Raw genomic sequence first — 26,764 nt, forward strand, 5'->3', positions numbered from 1 at the left:
GGAGGTTGCCATAGGGCATCCTCCCGGGTCAGCCGCGGCGGCGTTGCCAGCGCCAGGCGTGCCACAGCAGCAGGATCACCACGGTGCTAAGGCCGATAAGCATCAGGTGCGGCGCGAAGGTAAACAGCACGAAGTCGAAGGACAGGCCGTTGCTGATGGGCCCTGTGGCGACCGGACCCCGAAGAAGCGTCCACATGGCAATGGCAATCATCCCCGCCGCCAACAGCCACAACGCCACGATGAACGGGTTTGGTGCCAGCCAAGGCCTTGCCGCCTCCTCCTGGCCTTCCAGTTCGGGCGGGACGGGATTCCCCTCCCGGTCCACTTCGCGGAACCCGACGATGCCGGATGGTTGCTGGTCCATGCTTCCCCCTTTTGTGCCGCCAGGCTGGCCCGCCCGCGACGCCACCAGCCTAGCCTTTGCATTCCGAGTTGAATAATTACGGCACAAAAGTTTGATTAAAAGGGTCACCTAAGTAAGGCTGTCCTTACTGAACGATCCAAGTGAAGGAAAAACTGTGCCGCTGATGACCCGCCACGACCACACCAGCCACCTGCCGCAGCAACCCGGGGGTGGCGCCCAACCCGGGAGGCAACGGCCCGAAGGCCACGCCGCCAAGGACTTCAGTGACGGCATCGAATTGGCGCTGGCCGCTGGAAACCACCTGCTCAACACCCGCAACTCGGCCAAGTACGTGGCGCAGGTGCTGCAGGGGGTCACCGCCGTGGCCACCAGGCTCGAGCGGACCACCGGGCCGTTCACCGGCGTCGAACCGGCAGCGATGCAGTCCCGGGTTGCCGCCGTGGACCTGGACAGCCCGCTGCCGGATACGGCGGCGGCGCTGCAGGAACTTGAGGAGGTGTACCTGCGCGACGCCGTCTATTTCCATCACCCCAGGTACGCCGCCCACCTCAACTGCCCCGTGGTCATCCCCGCACTGGTGGGCGAGGCCATCCTGTCGGCGGTGAACTCATCGCTGGACACCTGGGACCAGAGCGCGGGCGCCACCATGATCGAGCGGCGCCTCATCGACTGGGCGGCAGGGCGGCTCCATTTGGGTGGCAATGCCGACGGTATCTTCACCTCCGGCGGCAGCCAATCCAACCTGCAGGCACTGCTCATCGCGCGCAACCACGCCGTGGCGGGACTTCGCCAGGATCCCGCCCACGCCGGACTCCGCCTCCCGGCACTGCTGGACAGCCTGCGGATCTTCACCTCCGCGGACAGCCATTTCAGCATCAGGAAGTCGGCCTCCCTGCTGGGTCTCGGCCTCGACGCAGTCATCAGCATCCCCTGCACCGCTGACCACCGGATGGACCCCGGAGCCCTCGCCGAAGCGATGGCGGAAGCCCGGGACTCAGGCCTGACCGCCATGGCCGTCGTGGCCACCGCCGGAACGACGGACTTCGGCGCCGTGGACCCGCTCGAAGACCTCGCCGCCCTCGCCCAGGCCTACGGCGCCTGGTTGCACATCGATGCCGCGTACGGTGGCGGGCTGATGGTTTCCGGCCGGTACCGGCACCTGCTGGACGGTACCGGCCTGGCCGACTCGGTCACCGTGGACTTCCACAAGACCTTCTTCCAGCCGGTCAGCTCCAGCGCCCTCCTGGTCCGCGAGTCCGCAATGCTGCGGCATGTCACCTACTACGCCGATTACCTCAACCCGGAAAGCGCCGCCCTGGCCGAGATCCCCAACCAGGTGGACAAGAGCATCCAGACCACCCGCCGGTTCGACGCCCTCAAGCTCTGGCTTACCCTGCGGATCATGGGTGCAGACGCCATTGGTGCCCTGTTCGACGAGGCCATCGACCTCGCGGCGCGGGTGGGCTCCCTGCTCGAGGCCGATGACGACTTCGAGCTCGCGGTACAGCCGCACCTCAGCACCCTGGTGTTCCGGTACCGGCCTCGGCTGGAAGACGGGAAACGGCTTTCTGAGGACAGCGCAGACGCCTTGAACCCCGCCATCCGGGCGGCCGTCTTCGCCTCCGGCAAGGCGGTGGTGGCCGGGACCACGGTGGGCGGCCGGCACTACCTGAAGTTCACCCTGCTCAACGCCGAGGCAACGCTTGAGGACATTGCCGGCATCGTCGGCCTCGTCCGCAGCACCGGGGCCGGACTCCTGACGGGCGCCGCAGCATGAGCACCCCGGACAACCGCACGATCTACGACTTTGCCGCGGTCGGCGTCGGGCCCTTCAACCTGGGGCTCGCCGCCCTTAGCGAGCCTGTGGAGGGTGTGGAGGGCATCTTTCTGGAGCAGCGCGGATCCTTTGACTGGCACCCGGGGATGATGCTGGAGCCTGCGCACCTCCAGGTGCCCTTCATGGCCGACCTCGTGACCATGGCGGACCCCACCTCGCCCTATTCGTTCCTGAACTTCCTCAAGCAGACCGGACGGCTCTACCGCTTCTACATCCGGGAGAACTTCTACCCCCTGCGCGCGGAGTACAACCAGTACTGCCAGTGGGTGGCCGGCCAGCTGCCGTCCGTACGGTTCGGCACCACGGTGCTGGATGTGCGGTACGACGACGGCGTGTACGGGCTCAGCGTGGACGGTCCGGCCGGGCAGGAGGTACTCCGGGCCCGGCGGCTGGTGCTGGGAACCGGCACCTCGCCCAACATCCCGGCTGCGGGGGCGGACATCACCGCCGCCGCGGCGGCGGGACACGGGGGAGTGGCCTTCCACAACGCCGACTACTTGGCCCGGAAGGCCGAGCTCCAACGGCAACGCAGCATCACCATCGTGGGCAGCGGTCAGAGTGCCGCCGAGATCTATTACGAACTCCTGCAGGAAGCCGACGTCCACGGCTACCGGCTGGACTGGGTGACCCGTTCCGGCCGGTTCTTCCCGCTGGAGTACACCAAGCTGACCCTGGAGATGACCTCACCCGAGTACGTGGACTACTTCCATGCGCTGCCGCAGGACAGGCGGGACCACCTCAACACGACGCAGAAGAACCTCTACAAGGGGATCAATTCGGACCTGATCGATGCGATTTACGACCTGCTTTACGCCAGGAGCCTCTCCGGCATGGTCAACAGCAGGCTGCTCACCCACTCCACCCTGACCGCCGCGCGCTGGGACCCGGCCGCGGGCACCCACACGCTGCAGCTCCACCACGACGAACAGGGCAGCTCCTACACGTTGGACAGCGACGCCGTGGTCTTCGCCACCGGCTACGGCTACCGGGAGCCGGCGTTCCTGGCCGGCGTGCAGGACCGGATCGCCCGCGACGGCGCCGGAAGGTTCGCGGTGGACCGGAACTACAGCACCGGTGTGGTTCCCGGCGAGATCTTCGTCCAGAACGCCGAACTGCACACCCACGGGTTCGCCACCCCGGACCTGGGGATGGGCGCCTACCGCAACTCCTGCATCCTGCGGGACATCACCGGCCGCGAGGTGTACCCCGTGGAGCGGAGCATCGCCTTCCAGGAGTTCGGCGCCCCCGCCAGTGTTCTCCCGGCGGCTGACCTTGTTTCCCGGGAGGTGCACGCATGAGGTTCACGTTCCGCTGCCTGGACGCGCAGGCAGACGCCCTGCTGCTGCACGGCTGGGTGACCCGGCCGTACGCATCGTTCTGGGGGATGCTGTCCGCCAGCGTGGCTGACGTGGCGGAGGAGTACGCCGGAATCCAGTCAAGCGGACACCACCACGCACTCCTGGGGCTCGACGGCGGTGTGCCCGCCTTCCTGGTGGAGGAGTACCTTCCGTCCCTATCGCCCCTGGCGGCCACCTACGCCGTCCGGCCCGGTGACGTGGGGATGCACCTGCTGGTGGCTCCGCCGTCGTCCGGGCCGGAACACGGCTATACCACCGCCGTCATGGACGCCGTCCTGGCCCGGCTGTTCTCCCGGCCGGAGGTGGAGCGCGTGGTGGTGGAACCGGATGTCCGCAACACCAGGATCCATGCGCTGAACGAACGGCTTGGCTTCCAGCCTGCCGGGATGGTGGCCCTGCCGGACAAGGAGGCCCTCCTGAGTTTCTGCACCCGCTCCGGCTACCTGGCCGCCCGGTCACTCCTCCCGCCCGCGCGCCCACGCCCAGCAACCCCCATCAGCATCCCCGAAGGAGCACTGTGACCGTCCACCTCGAAGCCCGTCCCACCCCTGGAACAGCTGCCGCAGCCACTGCCACGCGTGCCGCCGTAGCCCACCTGGCGCCCGCCCGCTGGGACGCCGCCAACCGGCACCTGCTCCGCAAGGCGCTCGCCGAGTTCTCCCACGAGCGGATCCTCGCCCCGGAACAAGTGTCCGTCGCGGCTGGTGCCGGCACCTACCGCCTCGCCAGCGGTGACGGCTCGCACGAATACCGGTTCACGGCCCGGATCCTCGAACTCGACCACTGGTCCATCGATGCCGCGTCCATCCGGCACCTCCATAACGGCGCGGAAGCGCCCCTGGACGTCCTGGAATTCATCACCGTTTTCCACGGAACACTGGGCATCACCCCGCAGATGCTCCCGGTCTACCTTGAGGAAATCAGCAGCACACTGGCCAGCCACGCCTACAAACAGGGGTCCGGCCAGCCGTCCGCAGCCGAACTCGCGGCCGGCGTCACCGGCGGCCGGGACACTGCCGCCGACTTCCAGGCCATCGAGCGGAGCATGACCGAGGGGCATCCCTGTTTCGTGGCGAACAACGGGCGCCTGGGTTTCGGCATCAGCGACTACCACGCCTTCGCGCCGGAAACAGGCGCCCCGGTGCTGCTGGAATGGATCGCCGTGCAGCGCTCCCATGCCGTGTTCACTGCGACTGCAGGGCTGGATTACCGGACGCACCTGGACGCCGAGCTGGGCGCTCTTGCCGGAGACTTCGCCAATGAACTGCGGCTGCTGGGCCTGGACCCGGACCAGTACTTCTTCATGCCTGTCCATCCGTGGCAGTGGGAGAACAAACTGACCGTGACCTTCGCGGCCGAGATCGCCCGGCAGCGAATCGTGCACCTGGGCACCGGAACCGACATCTACCAGGCGCAGCAGTCGATCCGCACGTTCTTCAACACCAGCCACCCGTCCCGGAGCTACGTCAAGACCGCCATGTCCGTGCTGAACATGGGCTTCATGCGGGGCCTGTCGCCGCAATACATGAGGGCCACGCCGGCCATCAACGACTGGCTGCGGGGCCTCATCGAAGCCGACGAGGCGCTCACTCAGCGGGGCTTCACCATGATCGGCGAGGTGGCAGCGATCGGGTACCACAACGGCTATTACGAGGCCGGCTCCGCCAGCGGGTCGCCCTACCGGAAGATGCTGTCCGCGCTGTGGCGGGAAAGCCCGCTGCCGCTGCTGCAGGACGGCCGGCAGCTGGCCACCATGGCCTCGCTGCTGCACGTGGACGCCACGGGAAAGCCCATGGCGTCGGCCCTCATCAAGCGCTCCGGACTGGCCCCCGGGGCATGGCTCCGCCGCTACTTCGAGGCCTACCTGGTGCCGCTGGTGCACTGCCTTGTCCGGTACGGGCTGGCGTTCATGCCGCACGGTGAGAACGTGATCCTGGTGCTGGAGGACGGCGTGCCCGCCAGCGCCATCATGAAGGACATCGCCGAGGAGATCGTGGTGATGGGTGACCGGCTGGACCTTCCGGACGAGGTGGCCCGCATCAAGGCCGACATCCCGGACGGCGAACAGGTGCTGGCCATCTTCACGGACGTCTTCGACTGCATCTTCCGTTTCCTTAGCGCCCTGCTGGATGAGGACGGCGTCCTTCCCCAGGAGGAGTTCTGGCGGACGGCGGCCGCGGCCGTCCGGGACTACCAGGCGCAGCATCCCCAGCTTGCCGCCGAGTACGCCAAGTATGACCTTTTCGCCCCGGATTTCGCGTTGTCCTGCCTGAACCGGCTGCAGCTCCGCAACAACCAGCACATGCTGGACCTGGCGGACCCCTCGGGCGGACTGCAGATGGCCGGGCGGCTGGCCAATCCGCTGGCCCGGTTCGCGGACGGTGTGCCCTCCCGTGACTAGGCTGGCACCATGACGCCAACAACCTCCAGAACCACCGCATTGGTCACCGGTGCCAGCGCCGGACTGGGCCACGAATTCGCCAGGCAGCTCGCCGCCCAGGGGCATGACGTGGTCCTGGTGGCGCGCAACGCGGCCAGGCTGGCCGAAACAGCGGAGGACCTGCGCCGGCGCTACGGAATCACGGCTGAGGTGCTTCCCGCCGACCTGACGGACGAGGATGACGTTGCCGCCGTCGTCGAACGCCTTGAAGACAGCGCCCGGCCGGTGGGGATCCTGGTCAACAACGCTGGGATCGGCCTGCTGCACAACTTCGACGAAAACCAGGCGTCGGACGAGAAGAAGCACCTGCGGCTGCACGCTGAAACGTCGATGGTGCTCACCCACGCGGCGCTGAAGGGCATGCTGGAGCGCGGCGGGGGCAGGATCATCAATGTGGCCAGCGTGGCCGCATTCCTGCCCCGCGGCACCTATTCGGCGGCCAAGGCCTGGCTGGTGAGTTTCAGCCGCTGGGCGAACCTGGCCTACCGTAACCGTGGCATCAAGGTCACGGCCGTCTGCCCGGGCTTCACGCATACCGAGTTCCACGACCGGATGGGGATGGACAAGTCGGTGGCCCCGTCCTGGACCTGGCTGCGGGCGGACCGGGTGGTCCGTGAGGGCCTGGCGGACAACGAGCGCGGCAAGGCGGTGTCCATCCCGTCCAAGCGGTACAAGGCGGTGGTGGCGCTGGCCAAGGTGGCGCCGACGCGGCTAATGGCCGGGCCGGCGCGGAAACCGAAATAGGGCCTGGCGCGCGGCCGGCAGTCCCGTGAAGGCTGTCCGGCGGCGTGAACCGGGACGGCGGACAGCCACTACCACCAGGATGCCCAGCAGCGCACCCACGAGGGTTTCCACCGCCCGCTCGAGGATCAGGACGCGCGGTTCGGCCGGCGAGGCGAGCTGCGTCATGAGCAGGATCACGGGGGTGAACCAGACCATCGCCAGACCATAGTGCCTGGTCATGAACAGCTCGGTGGCGAACTGGAAGAGGACCACCAGCAGGGCCAGTACCTGCGCGTGGTGCAGGGGTTCCTGGAAAGCGGGGTAGAGCGCAGCCAGGGTCCAGGGCCCGGGGAGGAGCACGACGGCGGTCACCGCCAGGCCCAGGAACGTCCCCACGATGCGGTGGACACCCCGCCGGACGCTGCTGGGCAGGTCTGCTCCGGCGAGTGGCACTGCAGCCGCCGCCATGGCCCAGTGCGGGTGGCCGCTGCCGCTGGCCACACCCACGCTTCCGGCAGCAGCGACGGCCAGGACGTACCGGGCGGCGTGCAGCGTGAGTTCCCGGGTCCCCGCCGCGGAACGGGGCGGCAGGGTCCGGGTTGCTCCCGGTTCCCACGCCCTCCGGCGCATCCAGCCGCTGAACCCTATGGCCATGGAAAACAGGGCGGAACCGGCGGCGATGAGCATGGCCGCGTACCAGGGGACCTGGGCGGGAACAGAGGCACACGCGCCGAGGGCGAGGATGCCGAAGAAGGGGCCGTTGGGTTTCAGCCGTACCCGGTCCGAGTACACGGAACCCACACCCGCCAGGGTGGCTTCCACTGCCACCAGCCACCAGGAGTGGATGTGGTTAACGGACAGCGCCACCCCCACGGCGACCCCCGTCAGCAGCACCAGGGCGGCCTGGGCCTGGTGGCGGAGCCGCAGTTGGTGTGGTTCGGAGCGGCCGTACATGCCGGTGAGGGCGCCGAAGACGGCGTAGATGATGAGGTCGGTGCGGCCGGCGGCCAGCAGGAGCAGGGAGGGGACGGCGACGCTCAGCGCCACGCGCAGCGCGGCCAGGTGGTCGTTGTTGGCCGGTTCCAGCCGGTGGAGCGCGCGGACCTGCTCCCTGACGCGCTTCATGTACCAGCCTGTCCTGTTGTGGTTCTCCTGCCGCGGCCCACGGCTTCTGGGAAAGTATCACCGGCTCCGCGGCAGAGTCACATGCCGCAGTCATACGAGGTCATTCGCCGGCACCGCAAAAGGCCCGTTCTGTGTGCTTCCCCCAAGGAAGCACACAGAACGGGCCTGCGAGCGTGGGCTACAAGAGTGCCCGGGCGGCCGGAGCTATGCCCCCGCCGGAACTCCGCGGTGGGCCTGGGGATCCGTGCCGTCAAGGGTCTCGAACGGCAGTTCGTCCAGGTTGATCAGCGGGTTCTCGTCCTGGGTGGCCACCAGTTCCTTTGCCTCAGCTGGGCTGTCTACGCTGGGCATGGAGCCGGGAAGCGGGCGGTTGGCCGATTCCTTCAGGAAGTAGATGGCCACAGCGCCTACCAGGGACGTTGCCATCAGGTAATAGGCAGGCATCATGTCGTTGCCGGTGGCACTGATCAGCGCAGCCACGATGAACGGGGTGGTGCCGCCGAAGATGGCCACGGCGAAGTTGTAGGCAATGCCCATGGCGCCGTAGCGGCTGGACGTGGGGAACTGGGCCGGCAGCGCCGAGGCCAGGTTGGCCACGTAGAAGGTGACAGGGAAGGCAACCAGCGCCAGCCCGGCCAGGGTGGACCAGACCTGTCCGATGCCGATCAGCATGAAGGCCGGGATGGCCAGCACGATGGTGCTGATGGCGCCGATCCACAGGACGGGACGGCGGCCGATGCGGTCCGAGAGCTTGCCGGTAAGGGGAATGCACAACGACATCACCACGAGGACCGGAATGGTCAGCAGCGTGCCATGCACCTCGTCATAGCCCTTGGACTCGGTGAGGTAGGTGGGCATGTACGACGTCAGGGCGTAACCGGCCGTGTTGGCAGCAGCCACTACAACCATGGCCACGATGATCGGACGCCAGTAGGCCTTGACGATTCCAAGGGGTCCCTTGGCCGTGGCAACGTCTCCCGCGGAGGCGTTCTTGGCGTTCTCTTCCTGCGCGTCAAGGGTGGCCTGGAACTGCGGCGATTCCTCGATCTTGCTCCGGAAGTACACGGCGATCAGGCCCAGCGGGCCGGCAACGAGGAACGGGATACGCCATCCCCAGTCCTCCATGGTGTCCTGGCCAAGGGTCAGCTGCAGGACGGACACCAGGGCGGCACCGATGGCGAAGCCCAGGTAGCTGCCCAGGTCCAGGAAGCTGGCGAAGAAGCCGCGGCGCTTGTCAGCGGCGTATTCGCTGACGAAGGTGGTGGCACCGGCGTACTCACCGCCGGTGGAGAAGCCCTGGATGACCTTGAGGAGCACCAGGAGCGCTGCAGCCCAGAGCCCGATTTGGGCGTAGCCGGGCAGGAGGCCGACGGCGAAGGTGCTGGCGGCCATGATCATCAGCGTGGCGGCCAGGATCTTCTGGCGTCCCATCTTGTCGCCCAGCCAGCCGAAGATCACGCCGCCCAGGGGACGGGCGATGAAGGTGGCGGCGAACGTTCCCAGCAGGAACAGCGTCTGCGTGGTGGGATCTGATTCGGGGAGGAACACCGGGCCCATGGTGGTGATGAGGTAGCCGAAGACGCCTACGTCGTACCATTCCATGGTGTTGCCCACGATGGTTCCGCCCAGTGCTTTTTTGAGCATGGGCTGGTCAACCACGTTGACATCGGATTCCTTGAGCCGGCGGCGTGGCAGCAGCCGTGGCTTCTTGGCAGCCGCGGGGGCTGCAGGGTCGGTTCCGCGGGCGTTCCTGGCGCCTGCTGAAGAGTCGGTCATGCTTCGGTCTGTGGGCATTTGGGCAACTCCTGTGGAGGTCATTTGCTTGCGACTTGTAGCTGCCCCGCTCTGGGCAGGCCTTCAATTTTACGGGATTTCGCTGGCGCCCGGGCGGTTTCAGGCGTAGCATGCCGCCTTTTGGGGCCCATATGGGGCTGGTCCGAAAATTTTTTGCCCCGCCTTTTCCCGCGCTATCACTGGGAAGCAGGCTGATGAACGGCGCCGTTACCAAAAATTTTAAAGTGCCCCGTTTCAAGCCCCCTTTCCCGGGGAAACCGGCCGTAAAAGTGACCGCGGCCACGGGCGATGGAGGGGGTTCCCAGCGGGCACGGACCTGCCTATGGTAGAGCGATGGACACACTTCTTTCCGGGCAGTAGTCCGCGCTCGCCCGGGCGCTTTCGTTGGCATTTCGTTTCAGGGAAGAACCGAAGGGAAGAAGGGAAGAATCAATGGGTGAACAGTCCAACCAGTTCCACCTCAGGCCCGAGGTGGGCGACCACCTTGCGGCCGCCATGGACGCGCCGGTAGCGCCGGGTCCGGCAGCCACCGGAGCCATGCCACTGGCACAGCAAAGCGGGTGGCCGGACGGCACCGGCAAGCGCCGGCACCCCAGGGACAGCGCGGCAGGCCACGGCAGGATGGGGCATGAGGCCGCTGTGACGGCGGTCCACCGCACCGGCCGGCCCCAGATGCCGCACTCCTCGTAGCCACCACGGAGGTGCGGGCGGCTCGACGGCGGCCCGCACCTTCGCTCTCGACGCCGACCTTCGCTGCCGACGCGCAGATGACCTGGCGCCCGCCACATTCGGGCCGCGCCAGGTATTCCGCGCGTCATCGGTTGGTGTGGGCGTCGAAAAGGGCGGTCAGCCCTCGCGGACCACGTCCGACGGGTCCTTATCCACCCGCCAGCCCCGCCACCTCGGATGCCGCAGCCGTCCCGGCCCGGTCCATTCGCTGTAGGTCACCTCGCCCACAAGCTCCGGCGCCACCCAATGGGCGTCGGCGGCGTCCGGCCGCGGAACCTCATGGAAGGGCGAGGTCTTCCGGCCGAGCCTCTCCACCGTTTGCCGCAGTTCGGCGAGCTCACGGGTGCTGAAACCGGAACCAACGCGCCCCACATACTGCAGCTTGTCGCCGTCGGGAATTCCCACCAGCAGCGACCCCACGGTCTCCTGGCGGCCGCCCTTGCCCGGACGCCAGCCGCCGACCACCACTTCCTGCGTCTGCTCCGTCTTGAGCTTGATCCACGTGCGGGTCCGCTGGCCACTGACGTAGCGGCTGTCCGTCCGCTTGGCCATCACCCCCTCAAGGCCCAGTTCCTGTGCGCTTGCCAGGAGGAGGTCCACGGGCTCGTCCAGCACCATGGACAGGTCCACGGGGCAGTCGGAGGGGCTGAAGAACTGTTCGAGCCGGTGGCGCCGCTGGCTGAGCGGCAGGCGCCGGAGGTCCGTTCCGTCGTCGAACAGGAGGTCGAAGAGCATCAGCTGCAGCGGGATGGCGGTGCGGGCTTTGGCGACGTCGGCGGCGCGGGTCAGTTTCATCCGGCCCTGCAGGAGGCCGAAGTCGGGCTTCCCGCCGGGTCCGACGGCGATAATCTCACCGTCCGCCACGAAGGGCTGTGGGGGCCAGCAGGCCCGGTCGGTGAACTCAGGGTAGGTCCTGGTCACGTCGTTGCCGTTGCGGCTGAAAATCCGCACGCCCTCCCGGTCGGCCAGCACGAGGGCACGGACGCCGTCCCATTTGAGCTCGTACTGCCATCTGCTGCCCTGCAGGTCCGCCGGGGTGCCGGAGGTGGCCATCATGGGCCGGTACTCCAGCGGGTCCGCGGAGGTGCCGGGCGCTGGCCCGGCACTCCCGGCTTGTTTGGCGACCGGCCCGGTGTCCCCTTCGCCGTCGACCTGTGACGCCGCCTTCGACGACGCGGACGACGGCGCCGCGTGCCGCCGTCGTCCGCCCTGCTGCTCCTGGTCCATCAGGTGGATCAGCCACTGGTTTTCGGCGTCCTTGCCGCTGCCGCGCCCGGTGTGGATCAGCGCGACCTTCCTGGTGCCGCCCAGGCCGCCGCCCTCGGACCCGGCCAGCGTGACGATGACTTCCCTGCCATTGATCCATTTGTGCAGCTCATAGGTGCCGGTATCCCAGATGGTCATCTCGCCGGCCCCGTACTGGCCCTTGGGTATGGTGCCGTGGAACGTGAGGTAGTCCATGGGGTGGTCCTCGGTCTGGACTGCCAGGTGGTTCTTCCCGCCCGACTCCGGAACCCCCTTGGGCAGGGCCCAGGACACCAGGACCCCTTCGTGTTCCAGCCGGAGGTCCCAGTGCAGCCGGCTGGCGTGGTGCTCCTGGATGACAAAGCTGTTGCCGCCGGCGGGTATGCCCGCAAACGGTTCGGGTGTCTCCTTGGGGTCGCGCATGGAGCGGTACTTGCCCAGGCGGGGATCGCCGTCGGGTGTTTCGTCCTGGGCCGCGGTGTTGCCGGCGGCACCGGAGGCAGCACTGACGACGACGGCGAACGGGTCCTTGCCGTCCCGCACCCGCCGCAGTACCTCCTGGAAATCCAGGTGCTTCAATGTGGGTGATTCAATTTCCCGCCAGGTCCGCGGCGCGGCAACCGTGGGTGTGGGCCGGCCGCGGAGCGAATACGGCACCACCGTGGTTTTCGCCGCATTGTTCTGGCTCCAGTCCACCAGCACCTTGTTCCTGCGGAGCGCCTTCTTCATGTCGCTGACGGCAAGGTCCGGGTGGTCGGCTTCCAGTGCGCGGGCCAGTTCCCGGGCGAAAGCGGAGATCTGTTCGGAGGTCTGGGTCCCGTCCAGGGCTGCGTAGAGGTGGATTCCCTTGCTCCCGCTGGTAACCGGGACCGGGTCCAGGCCCACGTCCTGCAGGATGTCACGTGCCAGCAGGGCCACTTCGCGGCATTCGGGCAGCCCGGCGCCCTCGCCCGGGTCCAGGTCCAGCACCAGCCGGTCGGGGTTCAACGGGTTGCCGTGGGCGTCCACGCGCCACTGGGGTACATGGATTTCCAGTGAGTTGATCTGGCCGAACCAGGTCAGCGTGGCGGCGTCATTGACCAGAGGGTAGTGGATGGTGCGGTCCTTGTGCGTGACGGCTGCCCGGGGCAGCCAGCCGGGGGCCGAGTCCTCCAGATCCTTCTGGAAGAACACCTCGCCGGGCTTGTCCGCAGTCCCCACACCGTTGACCCACCGCTTCCGCGTGGCCGGACGGTTGGCCGCCGCCGGGATCAGCACATGGGCCACCGCGGCGTAGTAGGCCAGCACGTCCGCCTTGGTGGTGCCGGTCTCCGGATAGATGATTTTGTCCAGGTTTGTCAGCGTCAGTTCCCGTCCCGCAACCCGGACACGTTCCCTACTCGCTGCCACGGGTCTTCACCTCCGGCCCGCACTGATGTTGACTGTAGGAATGAGAGCCATCTGGAAAGGTGCCATCGCGTTCGGGCTGGTCAACGTGCCCGTGAAGGTCTACAGCGCCACTGAGGATCATGACATCAGTCTGCACCAGGTTCACAATGCCGACGGCGGCCGGATCCGCTACCAGCGCCGGTGCGAGGTGTGCGGCGAGGTGGTGGACTACTCCGATATCGAGAAGGCCTTCGAAGAGGACGGCCGGACGGTGGTCCTGTCCAAGGATGAGCTCAAGTCCATCCCCGCGGAGAACAGCCATGAAATCGAAGTGGTGCAGTTCGTTCCGTCCGAGCAGCTTGAACCCATGATGTTCGAGAAGAGCTACTACCTGGAGCCCGATTCCAAGTCGCCCAAGGCGTACGTGCTCCTCCGGCGCGCGCTGGAGGATACGGACCGGGTGGCCATCGTCCAGTTCGCACTCCGGGAGAAGACCCGGCTGGGGGCCCTGCGGATCAAGGACGACGTCCTGGTACTTCAGTCCCTGCTGTGGCCTGATGAGGTGCGGGAGGCCAACTTCCCGTCCCTCGACGCCGACATCAGGATTTCCTCACAGGAGCGCGACATGTCCGCGGCGCTGGTGGAATCCATGGCGGCGGACTTCGACCCCGCTTCCTTCACGGACGAGTACCAGGTGCAGCTCCGCCAGCTGATCGACGCCAAGCTTGAACAGGGCGAATCGCTGGACACGGAGGAGACCTTCGGCGTGGAAGCGGGCGAGGGCGGCAAGGGCGAGGTCATCGACCTGATGGAGGCCCTCAAGCGAAGCCTGGACCGGAAGCGCGGCGGCGGGGACGCAGCCGCCGCCGGTGGAACAGGCGACGACGAAGCGGACGCCGGGGGCGCGGAGGACGGGGAGGCAAAACCTGCCCGTAAGGCTGCCGGGAGCAGGGCGGCGGCTTCAAAGACGTCCGACTCCAGGACGACTGCCTCCAAGACGACGGCTGCGAAGACTTCAGCTTCCAGGACGGCTGCAAAGACCGGAACGGACGATGCAAAGCCCGCCGCCACGTCGGCGGCCAAGTCCGGCACCTCCAGGACCACCGCATCGAAGTCCAGCGCATCGAAGTCGACTGCCTCAAAGTCCGCCGCGTCGAAGACCGCGGACACCAAGTCCACGGGAACCAGGACTGCGGAAAAGCCGGCGGCCAAGACCACCAGGGCGCGCAAGCCCGCCTGACCGGCTGCGGGTGGCCTTCCACTCTTTACAGGGGCTTTCAACGCGCCCACAATGAGTCGCATCGCAGCCTCCGCTGTGGCAACAGCGTGCTGACATCCATCCTCGGACGGACATATAAAGGGGCGCGGACATGAGCGAACAGACAGGCGTGGCGGAGGCAGACCGGGAGCTGAAGCAGAAGCACCGGGCCATGTGGGCGTCAGGGGACTACCCGGCACTGGCTGACGAGATGCTGCTGGAGCTGGGGGCGGTCCTGGTGGAGGCCTGCGGCATCACGTCCCGGCAACGGGTCCTGGACGTTGCAGCCGGGACGGGCAACGCCGCCATTCCTGCGGCAATGATGGGCGCAAAGGTGGTGGCCAGCGACCTCACCCCTGAACTTTTCGAGGCGGGGCGAAAAGAGGCGGCCAACCGGGGAGTCAGCCTGGACTGGCAGGAGGGCGATGCCGAGGCCCTGCCCTTTGCGGATGCGGAATTTGACGCCGTCATGTCCTGCATCGGGGTGATGTTCGCACCCCACCACCAGGCTGCTGCCGACGAACTGCTGCGGGTCTGCAAGCCGGGGGGCTCCATCGGCCTGCTGAACTGGACCCCGGAGGGCTTTATTGGGCAGATGTTCGCCACGATGAAGCCGTTCGCTCCACCGCCGCCGCCGGGCGCCCAGCCTGGCCCCCTGTGGGGGAATGAAGACCATGTCCGGGGGTTGCTGGGCGGCAGGGTCACTGACGTCCGGACCCGCAAGCGGACCCTGGCCGTCAGGAGCTTCCACCAGCCCGCGGACTTCGTCCGGTATTTCAAGTCCCATTACGGGCCCATCATCTCCGTCTACAAGTCGCTCGCGGATGACCAGGACAAGGTTAAGGCGCTGGACCAGGCCCTCACGGACCTCGCCGACTCCTTCGGTGATGCCCACGGCGATTCCCCGTTCCAGATGGAATGGGAGTACCTGCTGTTCACTGCGAGGAAGGCCTGAGCCATGCCGGAGAACCATGTGGCCACGTCCACCGCCACCATCGACGCATCACCGGACCGGGTCTGGGGCGTGATCACCGATCCGGCTGCGGTCAAGGAATTCATGTTCGGGACAGAGCTGGAAACAGACTGGAACGAGGGGAGCCCCATTACCTGGCAGGGGGAATGGGAGGGGAAGGCATTCCAGGACAAAGGCGAGATCCAGCACGTGGAGCCGGGACGGAAACTGGTCCACACCCACTTCAGCCCACTGTCCGGCCAGGAGGACAAGCCGGAGAACTACCACACCCTCGAATGGACCCTGGAGGACCTTGGCGGCTCGACCCGCCTGACCCTGGCCCAGGACAACAACCCCACCGAAGAGGCGGCCGCCCATTCGAAGGCGATGTGGGACAAGCTGGTGGCTGACGTCAAGCGCATCGCCGAAGCCCGCTGAGCCCAAGCAGTGGCGGTGCCTGAATCCGGCGCTTAAACGCCGCGGCCGCCGTCGGAATGCTCCCGGTGGGGAGGCATCCGACGGCGGCCGTGGACCGAAAGCCGCTACTCGGCGTCGTGGTCCGTTTCCAGGATCTGCACCAGGCGGTCCAGGGCAGCATCCGCGCCGTCACCTTCGGCGCGCAGGACCACCACGTCTCCGTGGGAGGCACCCAGGCTCATGAGGGACAGGATGCTGGCGGCATCCATGGCCTCGTCGGCCGGCTCGCCTTCACGGGCGATGGTGATGTCCAGGTCGAACTCTCCGGCAGCCTCTGCGAAGATGGCGGCCGGGCGGGCGTGCAGGCCCACGCGGCTGGCGACGGTTGCGGTGCGTTCTGGCATTTTTGCTCCTTTGTCTTTCGGCGTGCTGGGGGTCCAGCGGCCGGTGAGGTGTATGGCCTGCCGGCTCAGACGGTTACGGGAACCGGTTCAACCGTATCAACGGTCTTCTTGACTGCCCAGCGCTTCAGGGCGATCACCGACAGTGCCGTGATGACCGTGCCGACGATGATCGAAACGAGGAACATCACGAAGTTGTCGATCGCGAAGAAGACGAAGATGCCGCCGTGCGGGGCTTTGGAACCAACTCCGGCAGCCATCGAGATGGCCCCGGTCACCGCACCGCCCAGCATGCTGGCGGGGATGACGCGCAGCGGGTCGGCCGCGGCGAACGGGATGGCGCCTTCGGAGATGAAGGACGCGCCCAGCAGCCAGGCTGCCTTGCCGTTTTCCTGCTCGGCGAGGCTGAAGAGCTTCTTGTTCAGGACGGTGGAGGCCAGGGCCATGGCAAGCGGGGGAACCATGCCGGAGGCCATGACGGCTGCCATGATCTGCCACGGGGCCTGGTTGTCGATGGTTGCTGCACCAAGGCCGGCGACGGCGAAGGAGTAGGCAACCTTGTTGACCGGGCCACCGAGGTCGAAGCACATCATGAGGCCCAGGATGACGCCGAGGGCGATGGCACCGGCACCGGTGAGGCCGGAAAGCCAGCTGTTCAGGCCGTTGGTGATGGCGACGATCGGGCCGCCCAGGATAAGGAACATCAGGCCGGACGCCACCAGCGAGGCCAGCAGCGGGATGATCACCACGGGCATCAGGCCGCGCAGCCAGCGGGCCACCTGCAGGCGGCCCACGACGTGGGCGATGTAGCCGGCCAGCAGGCCGCCGACAATGCCGCCGAGGAAGCCGGCTCCCATGAATCCGGCCACTGCACCGGCGACGAAGCCGGGGGCGATGCCGGGGCGGTCAGCGATGGCGTAGGCGATGTAGCCCGCCAGCGCCGGGACCAGGAAGCCCAGCGACAGGGCACCGATCTTGAACAGGACCGCACCGAGGTAGGCGCCGAGCGGGCCCCAGGCGTTGTCGGGGAACTGGGTGGGCAGGTTGAACAGGCTGTTCTGGACAACGATCGTGTCGGCGTACTTGGTGATCAGGTAGCCGCCCATGAGGAAGCCGAGGGCGATCAGCAGGCCGCCGCCGGCCACGAACGGAATCATGTAGCTGACGCCGGTCAGGAGGGCCTTCTTGAGCTTCTGCCCAATGTGCTCGCCCTTTTCCTCGGCCTCGTGCTCGGCCTGTTCCTCCGCACCGAAGTGCGGGACGCGCCGGGCGTGCGGGTTGTCGGCCGCGGCGAGGGCCTCCTGGACCATCTTGTCCGGCTCGTCGATGCCGCGCTTGACCGGGGCGTTGACCACGGGCTTGCCGGCGAAGCGCTCCTTGCCGCGCACGTCCACGTCCACCGCAAAGATGACGGCGTCTGCGGCCGCGATGACGGCGGGATCCAGCGCCTTGGCGCCGGAGGAACCCTGGGTCTCCACCTGCAGGTCGACGCCAACTTCCTTGGCAGCTGCCACGAGTGAATCGGCGGCCATGTAGGTGTGGGCGATGCCGGTGGGGCACGCCGTAACGGCCACCAGGCGCTTGGGGCCACGGGTACCGGAACCTGCGGGAGCGCCGGAGGAAGCGGCTGCCGCGGAGGAGCCCGCGGCACCGGCAGCACCTGCGGCGCCAACTCCCGCAGCCACCGGAACGGCATCGGCGGGGGCGGCGGCAGCGTGTGCGGCGGGCTTGTCTGCCAGGGCACCGTCCACGAGTTCCACGATTTCAGCTTCCGAGGAGGCGTTGCGCAGGGCTGCGGTGAAGTCCTTCTTGATGAGGGACCGTGCCAGCTTGGAGAGCAGCTTCAGGTGCTCCTGGTCCGCCCCGTCCGGAGCGGCGATGAAGAACACCAGGTCGGCGGGGCCGTCCTTGGCGCCGAAGTCCACCTTCGGGTTCAGGCGGGCCATGGCCAGGGTGGGCACGGTGACGGCGGCGGAGCGGCAGTGCGGGATGGCAATGCCGCCGGGGATGCCCGTGGCCGTCTTCTGCTCGCGGGCGAAGGCGTCCGCGAAGAGGCCTTCAACTTCAGAGGCGCGTCCGGTGGCAGCTACCTTGCTTGCCAGATGCCGGATCACCGACTCGGGCGCGTTGCCCAGGTTCTGGTCGAGCTCGACCAGTTCCGTGGTGATGAGCTGGGTCACTGTCAATCCTTTCGAAGGGCCGTGATGGTTACGGCATCCGGGGTGGTTTGGTGTACTGCCGGAACAGTGGAACCCGGCAGCGAGGCAGCGGCGGCACCGTGGGCCACCGCCTGACGAAGGCAATCGGCAGGGGCGGCGCCCCGGCCGTGGGCGAGCAGGTAACCGGCAAGCGCGGAGTCGCCCGCACCCACCGTGCTGACCGCGGCGACCGGCGGATGCGTGGCCAGCCACGCGCCGTCGGCCGTTACAAGGACAGCTCCCTTGGAACCGAGAGTTGCCAGCACAGCACCCACACCGGAACGCACGACGGCGGCGGCGGCAGCGGCTGCAGCCGCCGGGTCCGCTTCCAGTTCGTCACCAGTGGCCGGGGCGAAACCGGCCGCTGCGGCCAGTTCTGCCAGTTCTTCGGCATTGGGTTTAAGGAGGTCCGGTTTGCCGGAACCAGTAGAGGTTCCGCCGGTCCCTGATCCGTCGCCCGTGAGGGCGGCGGCGAGGGGGGCCCCGGAGGAATCGACGGCGATCAGCGGCGTGGTACCGTTGCCCGCCTCCCGGATCCGCCGGGCCACCGTGGCATAGAAGTCCACCGGGAAGCCGGGCGGCAGCGAGCCGGCCAGGACCACCCAGCTGGCACCGCGGGAGCTTTCCAGCAGCAGCTTGATGAGGGCTTCCTGCTGGTCGGCTTCCAGTGCGGGGCCGGGTTCGTTGATCTTTGTGGTGACGCCTCCCGGCTCGGTGAGGGCCACGTTGGTGCGCAGCGGCTCATCGATGGGAAGCGAAACGAAGGGAACGGCGCTCTCGCGCAGGCCTGCAAGGACAGGATCGCTGTCTGCCCCGGGCAGGACGGCCAGGGATTCCAGGCCGGAGGCCACCAGGGCGCGGGAGACGTTGACGCCCTTGCCGCCGGACTCCTGGCGGACGGAGACGGCACGCTGGACCTCGCCGCGTTCCAGGGGGCCGGGCAGCGCGACCGTGCGGTCCAGGCTGGGGTTGGCGGTGAAGGTGACGATCATGCGATCACCACATCGACGCCCGCGTCTTCCAGTGCGGCTGCGAGTTCAGGTCCGGGTTCACTGTCTGTGATCAAGGTATCCAGATCTTTCAGGGAGGCGAACTGGACCAGGGTTTCCGTGTCCAGCTTGGAGGAGTCGGCCAGCACCACGATGCGGCGCGCCGACTGGACGAAGGCTGCCTTGACGGCTGCTTCTTCAGGATCGGGAGTGCTGATGCCAAAGGCTGCGTGGATGCCGTTGGTACCAATGAACGCGATGTCCGGCCGCAGCCTGGCAGCGGCGTCCACCGTTGCCTGGCCGACGGCCACCTGGGTAATGCCGCGCACCCGGCCGCCCAGGATCTGCAGGGCCACGCCGGGAACGTTGGACAGTTTGCTGGCGATGGGCACTGCGTGGGTGATGACCACCAGCTCGTGGTGCGGTCCCGTTCCATCAGAGGGTTCGACGGCGGTGCGCCGCGCCAGCATGTCTGCCAGCACCTCCGTGGTGGTTCCGCCGTCCATCAGCACGCTGGCGGAGGAGTTCCGGGGAATCAGGGCCAGGGCGGCTTCGGCGATCCGGATTTTTTGGTCCGGCCGCTGGATGGCCCGTTCGTTGACGCTTTCCTCGGTGGTGCTGAAACGGTCTGCCGCTACTGCGCCGCCGTGGACACGCCGGACCGTACCGGCATTCTCCAAGGCAGCCAGGTCCCTGCGGACTGTTTCGGTGGTGATGTTGAAGCGCTCAGCCAGCAAGGTCACGCTGACCCGGCCGCTGCCGGCTACAAGCTCGGCAATCTGTTGCTGGCGCTCCTCGGCGAACACATACCCTCCGTTGCGTAGGTCCTGCTGGTGGTGAACTTTCCCCGGCTTGTCCGGAGGTGACTCGCATCACATTGATGTTGAGTTACTTGACTTTATCTTTGCTTGTGTTGGTTTGTCAATGGAAACCAACACGAAACAAGATCCCGTGGTGACGAGGGCCTGCCGGGAACGCAAAAGCCGGGCCGGACGCTGCTGGTCCGGCCCGGCTGGGCGGGTCTCGTTTGTGCCTCCCCGGGATCCTGTCCCGTCGCTTTTCGCTAGATGCCGCCGTCGCGGCTTTCACGGCGGGTGATTCGTTCACCCGTAGCGGGGTCAACGACGGAACGGGACTCGCTGACACGGCGGCTGCGGCCGGGCGAGGCCAGGATAAGCGATGCGATCAGCCCGATCACGCCCACCGCGATCAGGATGTAGCCCACCAGCTGCTGGTCCACGAACGGAATCAGCCCGGGAGTCACGGCCCAGGCAAGAATGGCGCCAAGGGCGATAAGGAAGATTGACGAGCCGATTCTCATGACTTGCTCCTTACGGCCGCATCCTGTGCGGCGCTGGTTGGGCGTTACCGGAGGGTGGTGCGTACTGCCAAAGCTAAGCCTGCTGTCGTTCAAGCGTCACGCTACCTCCCGGTGATTCCCGATTCAATGACCCGCCCGGGGCGGCGAGGTTCCCTCGCTAGGCTGGACCGGTGGAAACAGTTGTGTGGTCCAGGCCGGAAGACCAGCGCGCCGGCACGCCCTTGTTGGTCATGATGCACGGGTACGGCACCGACGAATCGCGCATGGTCCGGCTGTTTGAGTACCTGCCGCAGGAGTTCACCTTTGCCGCCCTTCGGGCTCCCATGCCCATCGGCGACCACTGGGGTTGGTTCCTGCTCGACTACTTCCTCGCCAACGACTTCGCCGACGTCATCTCCGCTGCCAACGCCGTGCAGGCATGGATCAACTCCGTCAAGGACCGGCACAGCAGCGTCACCCTCATGGGGTACTCCCAGGGCATGGCGATGGCCAGCACGCTGCTGCGGCTGCATCCGAAGGAGTACAAGGCGGTGGTGGGGCTGTCCGGCTTTGTCCTCAACAACGAACTCCTTTCGGTGATGGATTCCTTCGACACCAGGCCGCCCTTCTTCTGGGGCCGGGACAAGGCGGACCTGGTGATCAACGAGGACGCCACCGCGTATACGGCGGAGTGGCTGGAAAAGAACACGCTGCTGACGGCCCGGACGTACCCCGGAATGGGGCATGCCATGTCCAGGACCGAGATGGTGGACGTCAGCGCATTCCTGCGCCATTACGTGCTGCGCTGACTTCCAGGGCGCTTGGAAAGCCACAAATAAAAAACAGTTGCAAGTCAAATTTGTAAGCGCTTACACTCGTCTACGGCCATGATCGGTCCTGCAGTGGGCGGAACTGGGAGACGATGCCGTGTGCGTAAGCACCGCGTCCTCTCCCCGGCCCTCCCGGCGGGGCCGGTTGTCCACTAACCGAGAGGACACCGCACTGCCGATGACACATCAAACTGCCGCTGACACGGCCGCCTGGACCGGCGCCGCAGCAATCCTGTTTGACCTGGACGGGGTGCTGACCCCCACAGCGACCGTGCATGAGCGTGCCTGGCAGGAACTCTTCGATGGTTACCTGTCCTCCCGCGCAGGAGTCGACGGCTACAGGGAAAGCGACTACTTTGACCACATCGACGGCAAACCGCGCTTTGACGGAGTGCGCGACTTCCTGGCGTCCCGCGGCATCACCCTGCCGGAAGGGCCCCTGGACGACCACCCCGGCAACGAAACCGTCCAGGGCCTGGGCAACCGCAAGAATGCCATCTTCAACGACATCGTGAGCGCCGGCGTCGAACCCTTTGAAGGCTCGGTGCGCTTCCTCGAAGCCGCGCTCGAGCGCGGACTGAGGGTCGCCGTCGTATCCTCCTCCCGCAACGCCCCCGCAGTCCTGGCGGCAGCGGGGCTCAGCCACCACTTCGCCGTGGTGGTGGACGGTGTCGTGGCCGCCGAACAGGGCCTGCCCGGCAAGCCGAGCCCGGCCACCTACGAATACGCTGCGAAACTGCTCGATCTGTCCAGCGCCGAGTGCGTAGTGGTGGAAGACGCCGTGTCCGGCGTTCAGGCCGGACACGCGGGATCGTTCCACTCGGTCATCGGCGTGGACCGCGGCGCCGGGCGGCAGACGCTCCTGGACGCCGGCGCCACCCTGGTGGTCAACGACCTTGGCGAGCTCGTTCCCTAAACCCCGTTGATTCCCCGGTTGCCGTCCCCGGGCAACCTGCTGCTTCCCCCGGCAGCACCCATCCGAAATACCCATTCCCCCCGAATTCCTGCTGCCGGCCAGCCCGGCAGCACAGCAAGGCCAAAAGGACCCCGACCATGGCACTGATCACCGCGGACCGCGACCGGTTCCCCGACACCCCCTGGCAACTCATCGAAACGCGCCACGAGGCCGGCGCGGCGGGGACACTTGAGACCCTGTTTGCCTTGGGCAACGGGCACCTTGGCATCCGTGGCGCCCATTGGGCGGCGGCGGACGCCGAGCTGCCGGGCAGCTTCATTAACGGACTGCACGAGATCTGGGATATCAAGCACGCCGAAAACGCCTTTGGGTTTGCCCGGACGGGGCAGCGGATCCTGTACATCCCGGACGCCAACAACTTCACCGTAGTGGTGGACGGCGAGAGCCTGTCCCTCGCCGAATCCGAGGTCCTGGACTACCGCCGCAGCGTGGACTTCAGCACCGGCATCTACCAGTGCCGCATCACCTGGCAATGCCGGTCCGGCGCAACGGTGACCACCACCGAGCGCCGGGCTGTCGGGTTCGAGTCCCGCGGCTGCCTTGGCATTTCACTGGAGGTGGAAACCGACCGGCAGGTTTCCCTGGACGTCACCTCCTCCGTGATCAACCGGCAGGACCAGCCGGTGGAGGACCACTCAGTGCATGATCCCCGCCGTGCCGGCCGGCACGCCGGGCGGGTGTTGGTCCCGGTGCGGCTCGACGGCGGCGACGGATCGCTGCGCCTGTCCTGGGAAGCGGCCGAGTCCAAGCAGCGGGTGGGCCTCGCCGTGGACCACTGGACCTCCGCAGGTCACCAGCCGTTCGAGACACTGGTGGACCAGGACGACAGCAGCGTCCGGTACGTCCTGGCCGTGGACGCCGATCAGCCATTCCGGTTGGAAAAGAGCGTCAGCTACGCTGCCGGGCGCACCATCCAGGACCCGGACGTCGATGCGGCAGCGGTGGCGGAAGAGGCACTCCGGCCGGTGGACGAAATCTTCGCCGAAAGTATCGCCCACTTCCGCGGCTACTGGGCGACGTCTGACATCCTGGTGGAGGGCGGCAGTCCGGGGCTGCAGCAGGCGATCCGCTGGAACCTGTTCCAGCTTGCCCAGGCGACGGCCCGCGCCGATGTTGCCGGCATCCCGGCCAAGGGTGTGACGGGCTCGGGCTACGAGGGGCACTACTTCTGGGACCAGGAGGTGTACCTGTTGCCGTACCTGACCTACACCAACCCCGATGGCGCCCGCCAGGTCCTGGAATTCCGGCACGGCATGCTTCCCGAGGCGAAGATCCGGGCCAAGGAGCTCAGCGTTGACGGCGCCCTGTTCCCGTGGCGCACCATCAACGGACTCGAAGCCAGCGCCTACTACGCAGCGGGTACGGCACAGTTCCACATCGCGGCTGCGATCGCCTTCGCCACCAACAGGTACCTGTGGGCTACCGGCGATGCCGCGTTCCGGGAGGGAATGGGCGCCGAACTGCTGATGGAGACGGCGCGCATGTGGATCTCCCTGGGCTTCTTCGGCAAGGACGGGCTCTTCCATATCCACGGCGTCACGGGCCCGGACGAATACACGGCCGTTGTGAACGACAATCTCTACACGAACGTCATGGCCCGCTTCAACCTGCGTGCCGCCGCCGCCCTGGAACATGCAGGGATCACCCAGGAGGAGCGCCAGCTGTGGGGGGCTGCCGCCAACCGCATGCAGCTGCCGTTCGATGAGCGGATGCAGGTGTACTCCCAGGACAACGACTTCATGACGCTGGAGGCCTGGGACTGGACCACGCCCCGGTCCAAGTACCCGCTGCTGCTGCACTTCCACCCGCTGGTGATCTACCGGCACCAGGTCCTGAAGCAGGCGGATACAGTGCTGGCCATGTTCCTGCAGTGGCAGGATTTCTCGGCGGAGGAGAAGCAGCGCGCCTTCGACTTCTACGATCCCATCACCACCGGAGACTCCACCCTGTCCGCCTGCGTCCAGGGGATCATGGCCGCCGAGGTGGGCTATTCGAAGGAAGCGCTGGACCACTTCACCAACGCCGTGTTCATCGACCTGGATGACACCCACGGCAACACCATCGACGGCGTGCACATCGCCTCCACGGGCGGTGTCTGGAGTTCACTGGTCTGCGGCTTCGCCGGGATGCGCGACCAGGGGCCGGTCCCGTTCTTCGATCCCCGCCTGCCGGCTGGGTGGGACGCCCTCTCCTTCCACCTGAAGATCCGGGGGCGGCTGCTGCTGGTCCGGCTGACCGCCGATGCCATCACGCTCACGGTCCAGGAGGGCGGCCCGCTGGAGATTGACGTCCGCGGAACACGGGTGGCCGTAGCAGGCGAACCCGTCCGGGTGCCGCTGGAGCCGGTCGCTAAGCCGGAGCCCACGGTCTTCCCCAGCGGACTTCCGACGGCGAGCATCCCCGTGGTGCGCGGCAACAGCTAAGGCGGTGCCCCGGCGGCGGCCCGGCAGCTTCGTGCCGGGCCGCCGTCGTAGTTCGTCCATCGGGGGGCCGCCGTCCGCCTAGCCTGCCAGGAGGGTGGCGGCTTCCTGGCGGGTGGTGCCGGAGTCCTGGATGCCGTCGGCGATGTGGGCGAGTTCGGCGGGGATGTCGCGGCCTTTTTTGCGCATGGCGGTGGCCCAGAGGCGGCCTGCGCGGTAGGAGGAGCGGACCAGGGGGCCGGACATGACGCCGAGGAACCCGATGTCTTCGGCTTCGTGCTGGAGGTCGACGAATTCCTGGGGTTTGACCCAGCGGTCCACGGGCAGGTGCCGTTCGGAGGGGCGCAGGTACTGGGTGATGGTGATCAGGTCGCAGCCGGCGGCGTGGAGGTCGCGGAGGGCTTCGCTGATCTCCTCGCGGGTTTCGCCCATGCCCAGGATGAGGTTGGATTTGGTGACCATTCCGTGGTTGCGGCCCTGGGTGATGACGTCCAGGGAGCGGTCGTAGCGGAACGCGGGGCGGATGCGCTTGAAGATCCGGGGCACGGTTTCGACGTTGTGGGCGAAGACTTCGGGTGCTGAGTCGCAGATCGCGGCGATGTGGTCGGGGTTGCCGGAGAAGTCCGGGATGAGCAGTTCCACGCCGGTGCCGGGGTTCAGTTCATGGATCTTCCGGACGGTTTCGGCGTAGAGCCAGACGCCTTCGTCCTCGAGGTCGTCGCGGGCCACGCCGGTGACGGTGGCGTAGCGCAGGGCCATGGATTGGACGGAGCGGGCCACCTTGGTGGGTTCGAACCGGTCCAGGGGTGAGGGTTTGCCGGTGTCGATCTGGCAGAAGTCGCAGCGGCGGGTGCATTCGGAGCCGCCGATCAGGAAGGTGGCTTCCTTGTCTTCCCAGCATTCGAAGATGTTCGGGCAGCCGGCCTCTTCGCAGACGGTGTGCAGGCCTTCCTTTTTCACCAGGTTCTTCAGGCCCACGAACTCCGGGCCCATCTGGACCTTGGCCTTGATCCATTCCGGTTTGCGTTCCACCGGGACCGCAGCGTTGCGCTGCTCGATCCGCAGCATCTTCCGGCCTTCAGGTGCCAGGGTCATGAGTGTTTCCTTTGTTCGTGGTGTTGCCGTTGGTTGAGCGGGCCGCCATGTGGAGGGGTTGTCAGCATTCGACGACGTTGACGGCGAGGCCGCCCATGGCGGTTTCCTTGTATTTGTCGCTCATGTCCTTGCCGGTTTCGCGCATGGTGATGATGACTTCGTCGAGGGACACGCGGTGGGTGCCGTCGCCCCAGAGCGCCATTTTCGCGGCGTTGATCGCTTTCGCGGCGGCGATCGCGTTCCGCTCGATGCAGGGGACCTGGACCAGGCCGCCGATCGGGTCGCAGGTCAGGCCCAGGTTGTGTTCCATCGCGATTTCCGCGGCGTTCTCCACCTGCGCCGGGGACCCGCCCATCACCTCCGCCAACCCCGCGGCGGCCATCGAGGACGCCGAGCCGACCTCGCCCTGGCAGCCGACCTCGGCCCCGGAAATCGAGGCCTGTTCCTTGTACAGCACCCCCACCGCCCCGGCGGCGAGCAGGAACCGCACCACCACATCCTCCCGGTCCGCCCGGGTGGCCTTCTCCATGCCCGGCGCGAAATGCAGGGCATAGAACAACACCGCGGGAATGATCCCGGCCGCCCCGTTGGTCGGGGCCGTGACCACCCGGCCGCCGGACGCGTTCTCCTCATTCACCGCCAACGCCACCAAGTTAACCCACTCCTGCCAATACCTGGGATCGAACGGCCCCGCATCCCACGCAGCATCCGGATCCACGTCCCGCCCGTCCGCGCATTCCTTCTTCAACCGCTCAAACCAGTCCGGCGCACGGCGGCGGACCTTCAACCCGCCCGGCAGCACCCCGTCCCGTTTCAGGGACGTGGCCACGCACGCCTCCATCACCGCCCAGATCTGCAGCAACCCGGCCCGGATCTGCTCCCCGGACCGGGAAGCCTTCTCATTGACCAGCATCACGTCCGCGATGCCCAGGCCGGTCACCGCGC

The 26,764-nt window shown here is 67.1% G+C and carries 23 protein-coding genes; 12 read left to right on the forward strand and 11 right to left on the reverse strand.

All coding sequences use genetic code 11. The features are described 5' to 3' along the window. Positions 1 to 28: 28 nt before the first annotated feature. Positions 29 to 364 (reverse strand): hypothetical protein, encoded by a 336-nt coding sequence (locus PUN71_RS15175; RefSeq protein WP_277799069.1) that lies wholly within the window; start codon positions 362 to 364, stop codon positions 29 to 31. A 154-nt stretch (positions 365 to 518) separates the two neighbouring features. On the opposite strand from PUN71_RS15175, the gene PUN71_RS15180 reads away from it, so the two are divergent. From PUN71_RS15180 to PUN71_RS15200, 5 genes are read left to right on the forward strand one after another with little or no spacing between them, the layout of a single operon-like run. Then, positions 519 to 2,141: a pyridoxal phosphate-dependent decarboxylase family protein gene (locus PUN71_RS15180; protein ID WP_502860801.1), complete on the forward strand. Its 1,623-nt coding sequence runs from the start codon at positions 519 to 521 to the stop codon at positions 2,139 to 2,141. Then, positions 2,138 to 3,499, forward strand: a complete 1,362-nt coding sequence (locus PUN71_RS15185; protein ID WP_277799070.1) for a lysine N(6)-hydroxylase/L-ornithine N(5)-oxygenase family protein — start codon at positions 2,138 to 2,140, stop codon at positions 3,497 to 3,499. The genes PUN71_RS15180 and PUN71_RS15185 overlap by 4 nt, the downstream gene beginning before the upstream one ends. After that, the gene (locus PUN71_RS15190) at positions 3,496 to 4,080 is read left to right on the forward strand and encodes a GNAT family N-acetyltransferase (protein WP_277799071.1); all 585 of its coding nucleotides are present in this window, start codon (positions 3,496 to 3,498) and stop codon (positions 4,078 to 4,080) included. The genes PUN71_RS15185 and PUN71_RS15190 overlap by 4 nt, the downstream gene beginning before the upstream one ends. Further along, positions 4,077 to 5,960 carry an IucA/IucC family protein gene (locus PUN71_RS15195; protein ID WP_502860803.1) on the forward strand — a complete coding sequence of 628 codons (1,884 nt, stop codon included), beginning with the start codon at positions 4,077 to 4,079 and terminating at the stop codon, positions 5,958 to 5,960. The genes PUN71_RS15190 and PUN71_RS15195 overlap by 4 nt, the downstream gene beginning before the upstream one ends. Positions 5,961 to 5,969: 9 nt before the next feature. Beyond that, positions 5,970 to 6,743: an SDR family NAD(P)-dependent oxidoreductase gene (locus PUN71_RS15200; RefSeq protein ID WP_277799072.1), complete on the forward strand. Its 774-nt coding sequence runs from the start codon at positions 5,970 to 5,972 to the stop codon at positions 6,741 to 6,743. On the opposite strand, the gene PUN71_RS15205 is transcribed toward PUN71_RS15200, so the two are convergent. Both PUN71_RS15205 and PUN71_RS15210 read right to left on the reverse strand, forming a co-directional pair. Further along, a complete protein-coding gene (locus PUN71_RS15205; RefSeq protein WP_277799073.1) occupies positions 6,711 to 7,847 on the reverse strand; it encodes an FUSC family protein in 1,137 nt (378 codons plus the stop codon). The two genes, PUN71_RS15200 and PUN71_RS15205, sit on opposite strands and share 33 nt — an antisense overlap. Positions 7,848 to 8,051: 204 nt before the next feature. Further along, positions 8,052 to 9,641 carry an MFS transporter gene (locus PUN71_RS15210; RefSeq protein ID WP_277799074.1) on the reverse strand — a complete coding sequence of 530 codons (1,590 nt, stop codon included), beginning with the start codon at positions 9,639 to 9,641 and terminating at the stop codon, positions 8,052 to 8,054. Positions 9,642 to 10,073: 432 nt separating this feature from the next. On the opposite strand from PUN71_RS15210, the gene PUN71_RS15215 reads away from it, so the two are divergent. After that, positions 10,074 to 10,331: a hypothetical protein gene (locus PUN71_RS15215; RefSeq protein WP_277799075.1), complete on the forward strand. Its 258-nt coding sequence runs from the start codon at positions 10,074 to 10,076 to the stop codon at positions 10,329 to 10,331. A 156-nt stretch (positions 10,332 to 10,487) separates the two neighbouring features. Here PUN71_RS15215 and PUN71_RS15220 read toward each other — a convergent pair whose 3' ends face one another. Then, entirely contained in the window at positions 10,488 to 13,004 is a 2,517-nt protein-coding gene (locus PUN71_RS15220) for an ATP-dependent DNA ligase (RefSeq protein ID WP_277799076.1), read from the reverse strand. Between the two features lie 40 nt (positions 13,005 to 13,044). Here PUN71_RS15220 and ku point away from each other — a divergent pair, with 40 nt between their 5' ends. From ku to PUN71_RS15235, 3 genes are all read left to right on the forward strand, one after another. Continuing rightward, positions 13,045 to 14,223 carry a non-homologous end joining protein Ku gene (gene ku / locus PUN71_RS15225; protein ID WP_277799077.1) on the forward strand — a complete coding sequence of 393 codons (1,179 nt, stop codon included), beginning with the start codon at positions 13,045 to 13,047 and terminating at the stop codon, positions 14,221 to 14,223. Between the two features lie 130 nt (positions 14,224 to 14,353). Continuing rightward, positions 14,354 to 15,196 (forward strand): class I SAM-dependent methyltransferase, encoded by an 843-nt coding sequence (locus PUN71_RS15230; RefSeq protein ID WP_277799078.1) that lies wholly within the window; start codon positions 14,354 to 14,356, stop codon positions 15,194 to 15,196. 3 nt (positions 15,197 to 15,199) lie between these two features. Continuing rightward, a complete protein-coding gene (locus PUN71_RS15235; RefSeq protein ID WP_043451828.1) occupies positions 15,200 to 15,631 on the forward strand; it encodes an SRPBCC domain-containing protein in 432 nt (143 codons plus the stop codon). A gap of 104 nt (positions 15,632 to 15,735) precedes the next feature. Here the strand turns inward: PUN71_RS15235 and PUN71_RS15240 are convergent, their stop codons facing one another. The 5 genes from PUN71_RS15240 to PUN71_RS15260 form a co-directional block, all read right to left on the reverse strand. Further along, positions 15,736 to 16,014, reverse strand: a complete 279-nt coding sequence (locus tag PUN71_RS15240) for an HPr family phosphocarrier protein (RefSeq protein WP_043451825.1) — start codon at positions 16,012 to 16,014, stop codon at positions 15,736 to 15,738. A gap of 65 nt (positions 16,015 to 16,079) precedes the next feature. Beyond that, positions 16,080 to 18,191: a PTS fructose transporter subunit IIABC gene (locus tag PUN71_RS15245; protein ID WP_043451822.1), complete on the reverse strand. Its 2,112-nt coding sequence runs from the start codon at positions 18,189 to 18,191 to the stop codon at positions 16,080 to 16,082. A 2-nt stretch (positions 18,192 to 18,193) separates the two neighbouring features. Next, positions 18,194 to 19,201, reverse strand: a complete 1,008-nt coding sequence (locus PUN71_RS15250; RefSeq protein WP_277799079.1) for a 1-phosphofructokinase family hexose kinase — start codon at positions 19,199 to 19,201, stop codon at positions 18,194 to 18,196. After that, positions 19,198 to 20,004, reverse strand: a complete 807-nt coding sequence (locus tag PUN71_RS15255) for a DeoR/GlpR family DNA-binding transcription regulator (protein ID WP_043451819.1) — start codon at positions 20,002 to 20,004, stop codon at positions 19,198 to 19,200. Before PUN71_RS15255 ends, PUN71_RS15250 begins: the two co-directional genes overlap by 4 nt. Positions 20,005 to 20,261: 257 nt before the next feature. Further along, positions 20,262 to 20,519, reverse strand: coding sequence for a DUF6458 family protein (locus PUN71_RS15260; RefSeq protein ID WP_043451817.1), 258 nt, complete (start codon positions 20,517 to 20,519; stop codon positions 20,262 to 20,264). A 170-nt stretch (positions 20,520 to 20,689) separates the two neighbouring features. Here PUN71_RS15260 and PUN71_RS15265 point away from each other — a divergent pair, with 170 nt between their 5' ends. The 3 genes from PUN71_RS15265 to PUN71_RS15275 all read left to right on the forward strand — a co-directional run bounded on the left by PUN71_RS15265 (position 20,690) and on the right by PUN71_RS15275 (position 24,727). Further along, positions 20,690 to 21,307: an alpha/beta hydrolase gene (locus PUN71_RS15265; RefSeq protein ID WP_277799080.1), complete on the forward strand. Its 618-nt coding sequence runs from the start codon at positions 20,690 to 20,692 to the stop codon at positions 21,305 to 21,307. 199 nt (positions 21,308 to 21,506) lie between these two features. Then, complete coding sequence (locus tag PUN71_RS15270) at positions 21,507 to 22,244, forward strand: HAD family hydrolase (protein WP_277799081.1); 738 nt, start codon at positions 21,507 to 21,509, stop codon at positions 22,242 to 22,244. A 137-nt stretch (positions 22,245 to 22,381) separates the two neighbouring features. Continuing rightward, on the forward strand, positions 22,382 to 24,727 hold the full coding sequence (locus tag PUN71_RS15275) for a glycoside hydrolase family 65 protein (protein ID WP_277799082.1): 2,346 nt from the start codon (positions 22,382 to 22,384) through the stop codon (positions 24,725 to 24,727). Positions 24,728 to 24,805: 78 nt separating this feature from the next. Here PUN71_RS15275 and lipA read toward each other — a convergent pair whose 3' ends face one another. Further along, the gene (lipA, locus tag PUN71_RS15280) at positions 24,806 to 25,819 is read right to left on the reverse strand and encodes a lipoyl synthase (RefSeq protein WP_277799083.1); all 1,014 of its coding nucleotides are present in this window, start codon (positions 25,817 to 25,819) and stop codon (positions 24,806 to 24,808) included. A gap of 61 nt (positions 25,820 to 25,880) precedes the next feature. After that, a partial coding sequence (locus tag PUN71_RS15285) for an L-serine ammonia-lyase (RefSeq protein WP_277798081.1) occupies positions 25,881 to 26,764 on the reverse strand: 884 nt, incomplete at its 5' end.

This window comes from Arthrobacter sp. NQ7, from assembly GCF_029581595.2.
GTDB classification, from domain to species: domain Bacteria; phylum Actinomycetota; class Actinomycetes; order Actinomycetales; family Micrococcaceae; genus Arthrobacter; species Arthrobacter phenanthrenivorans_B.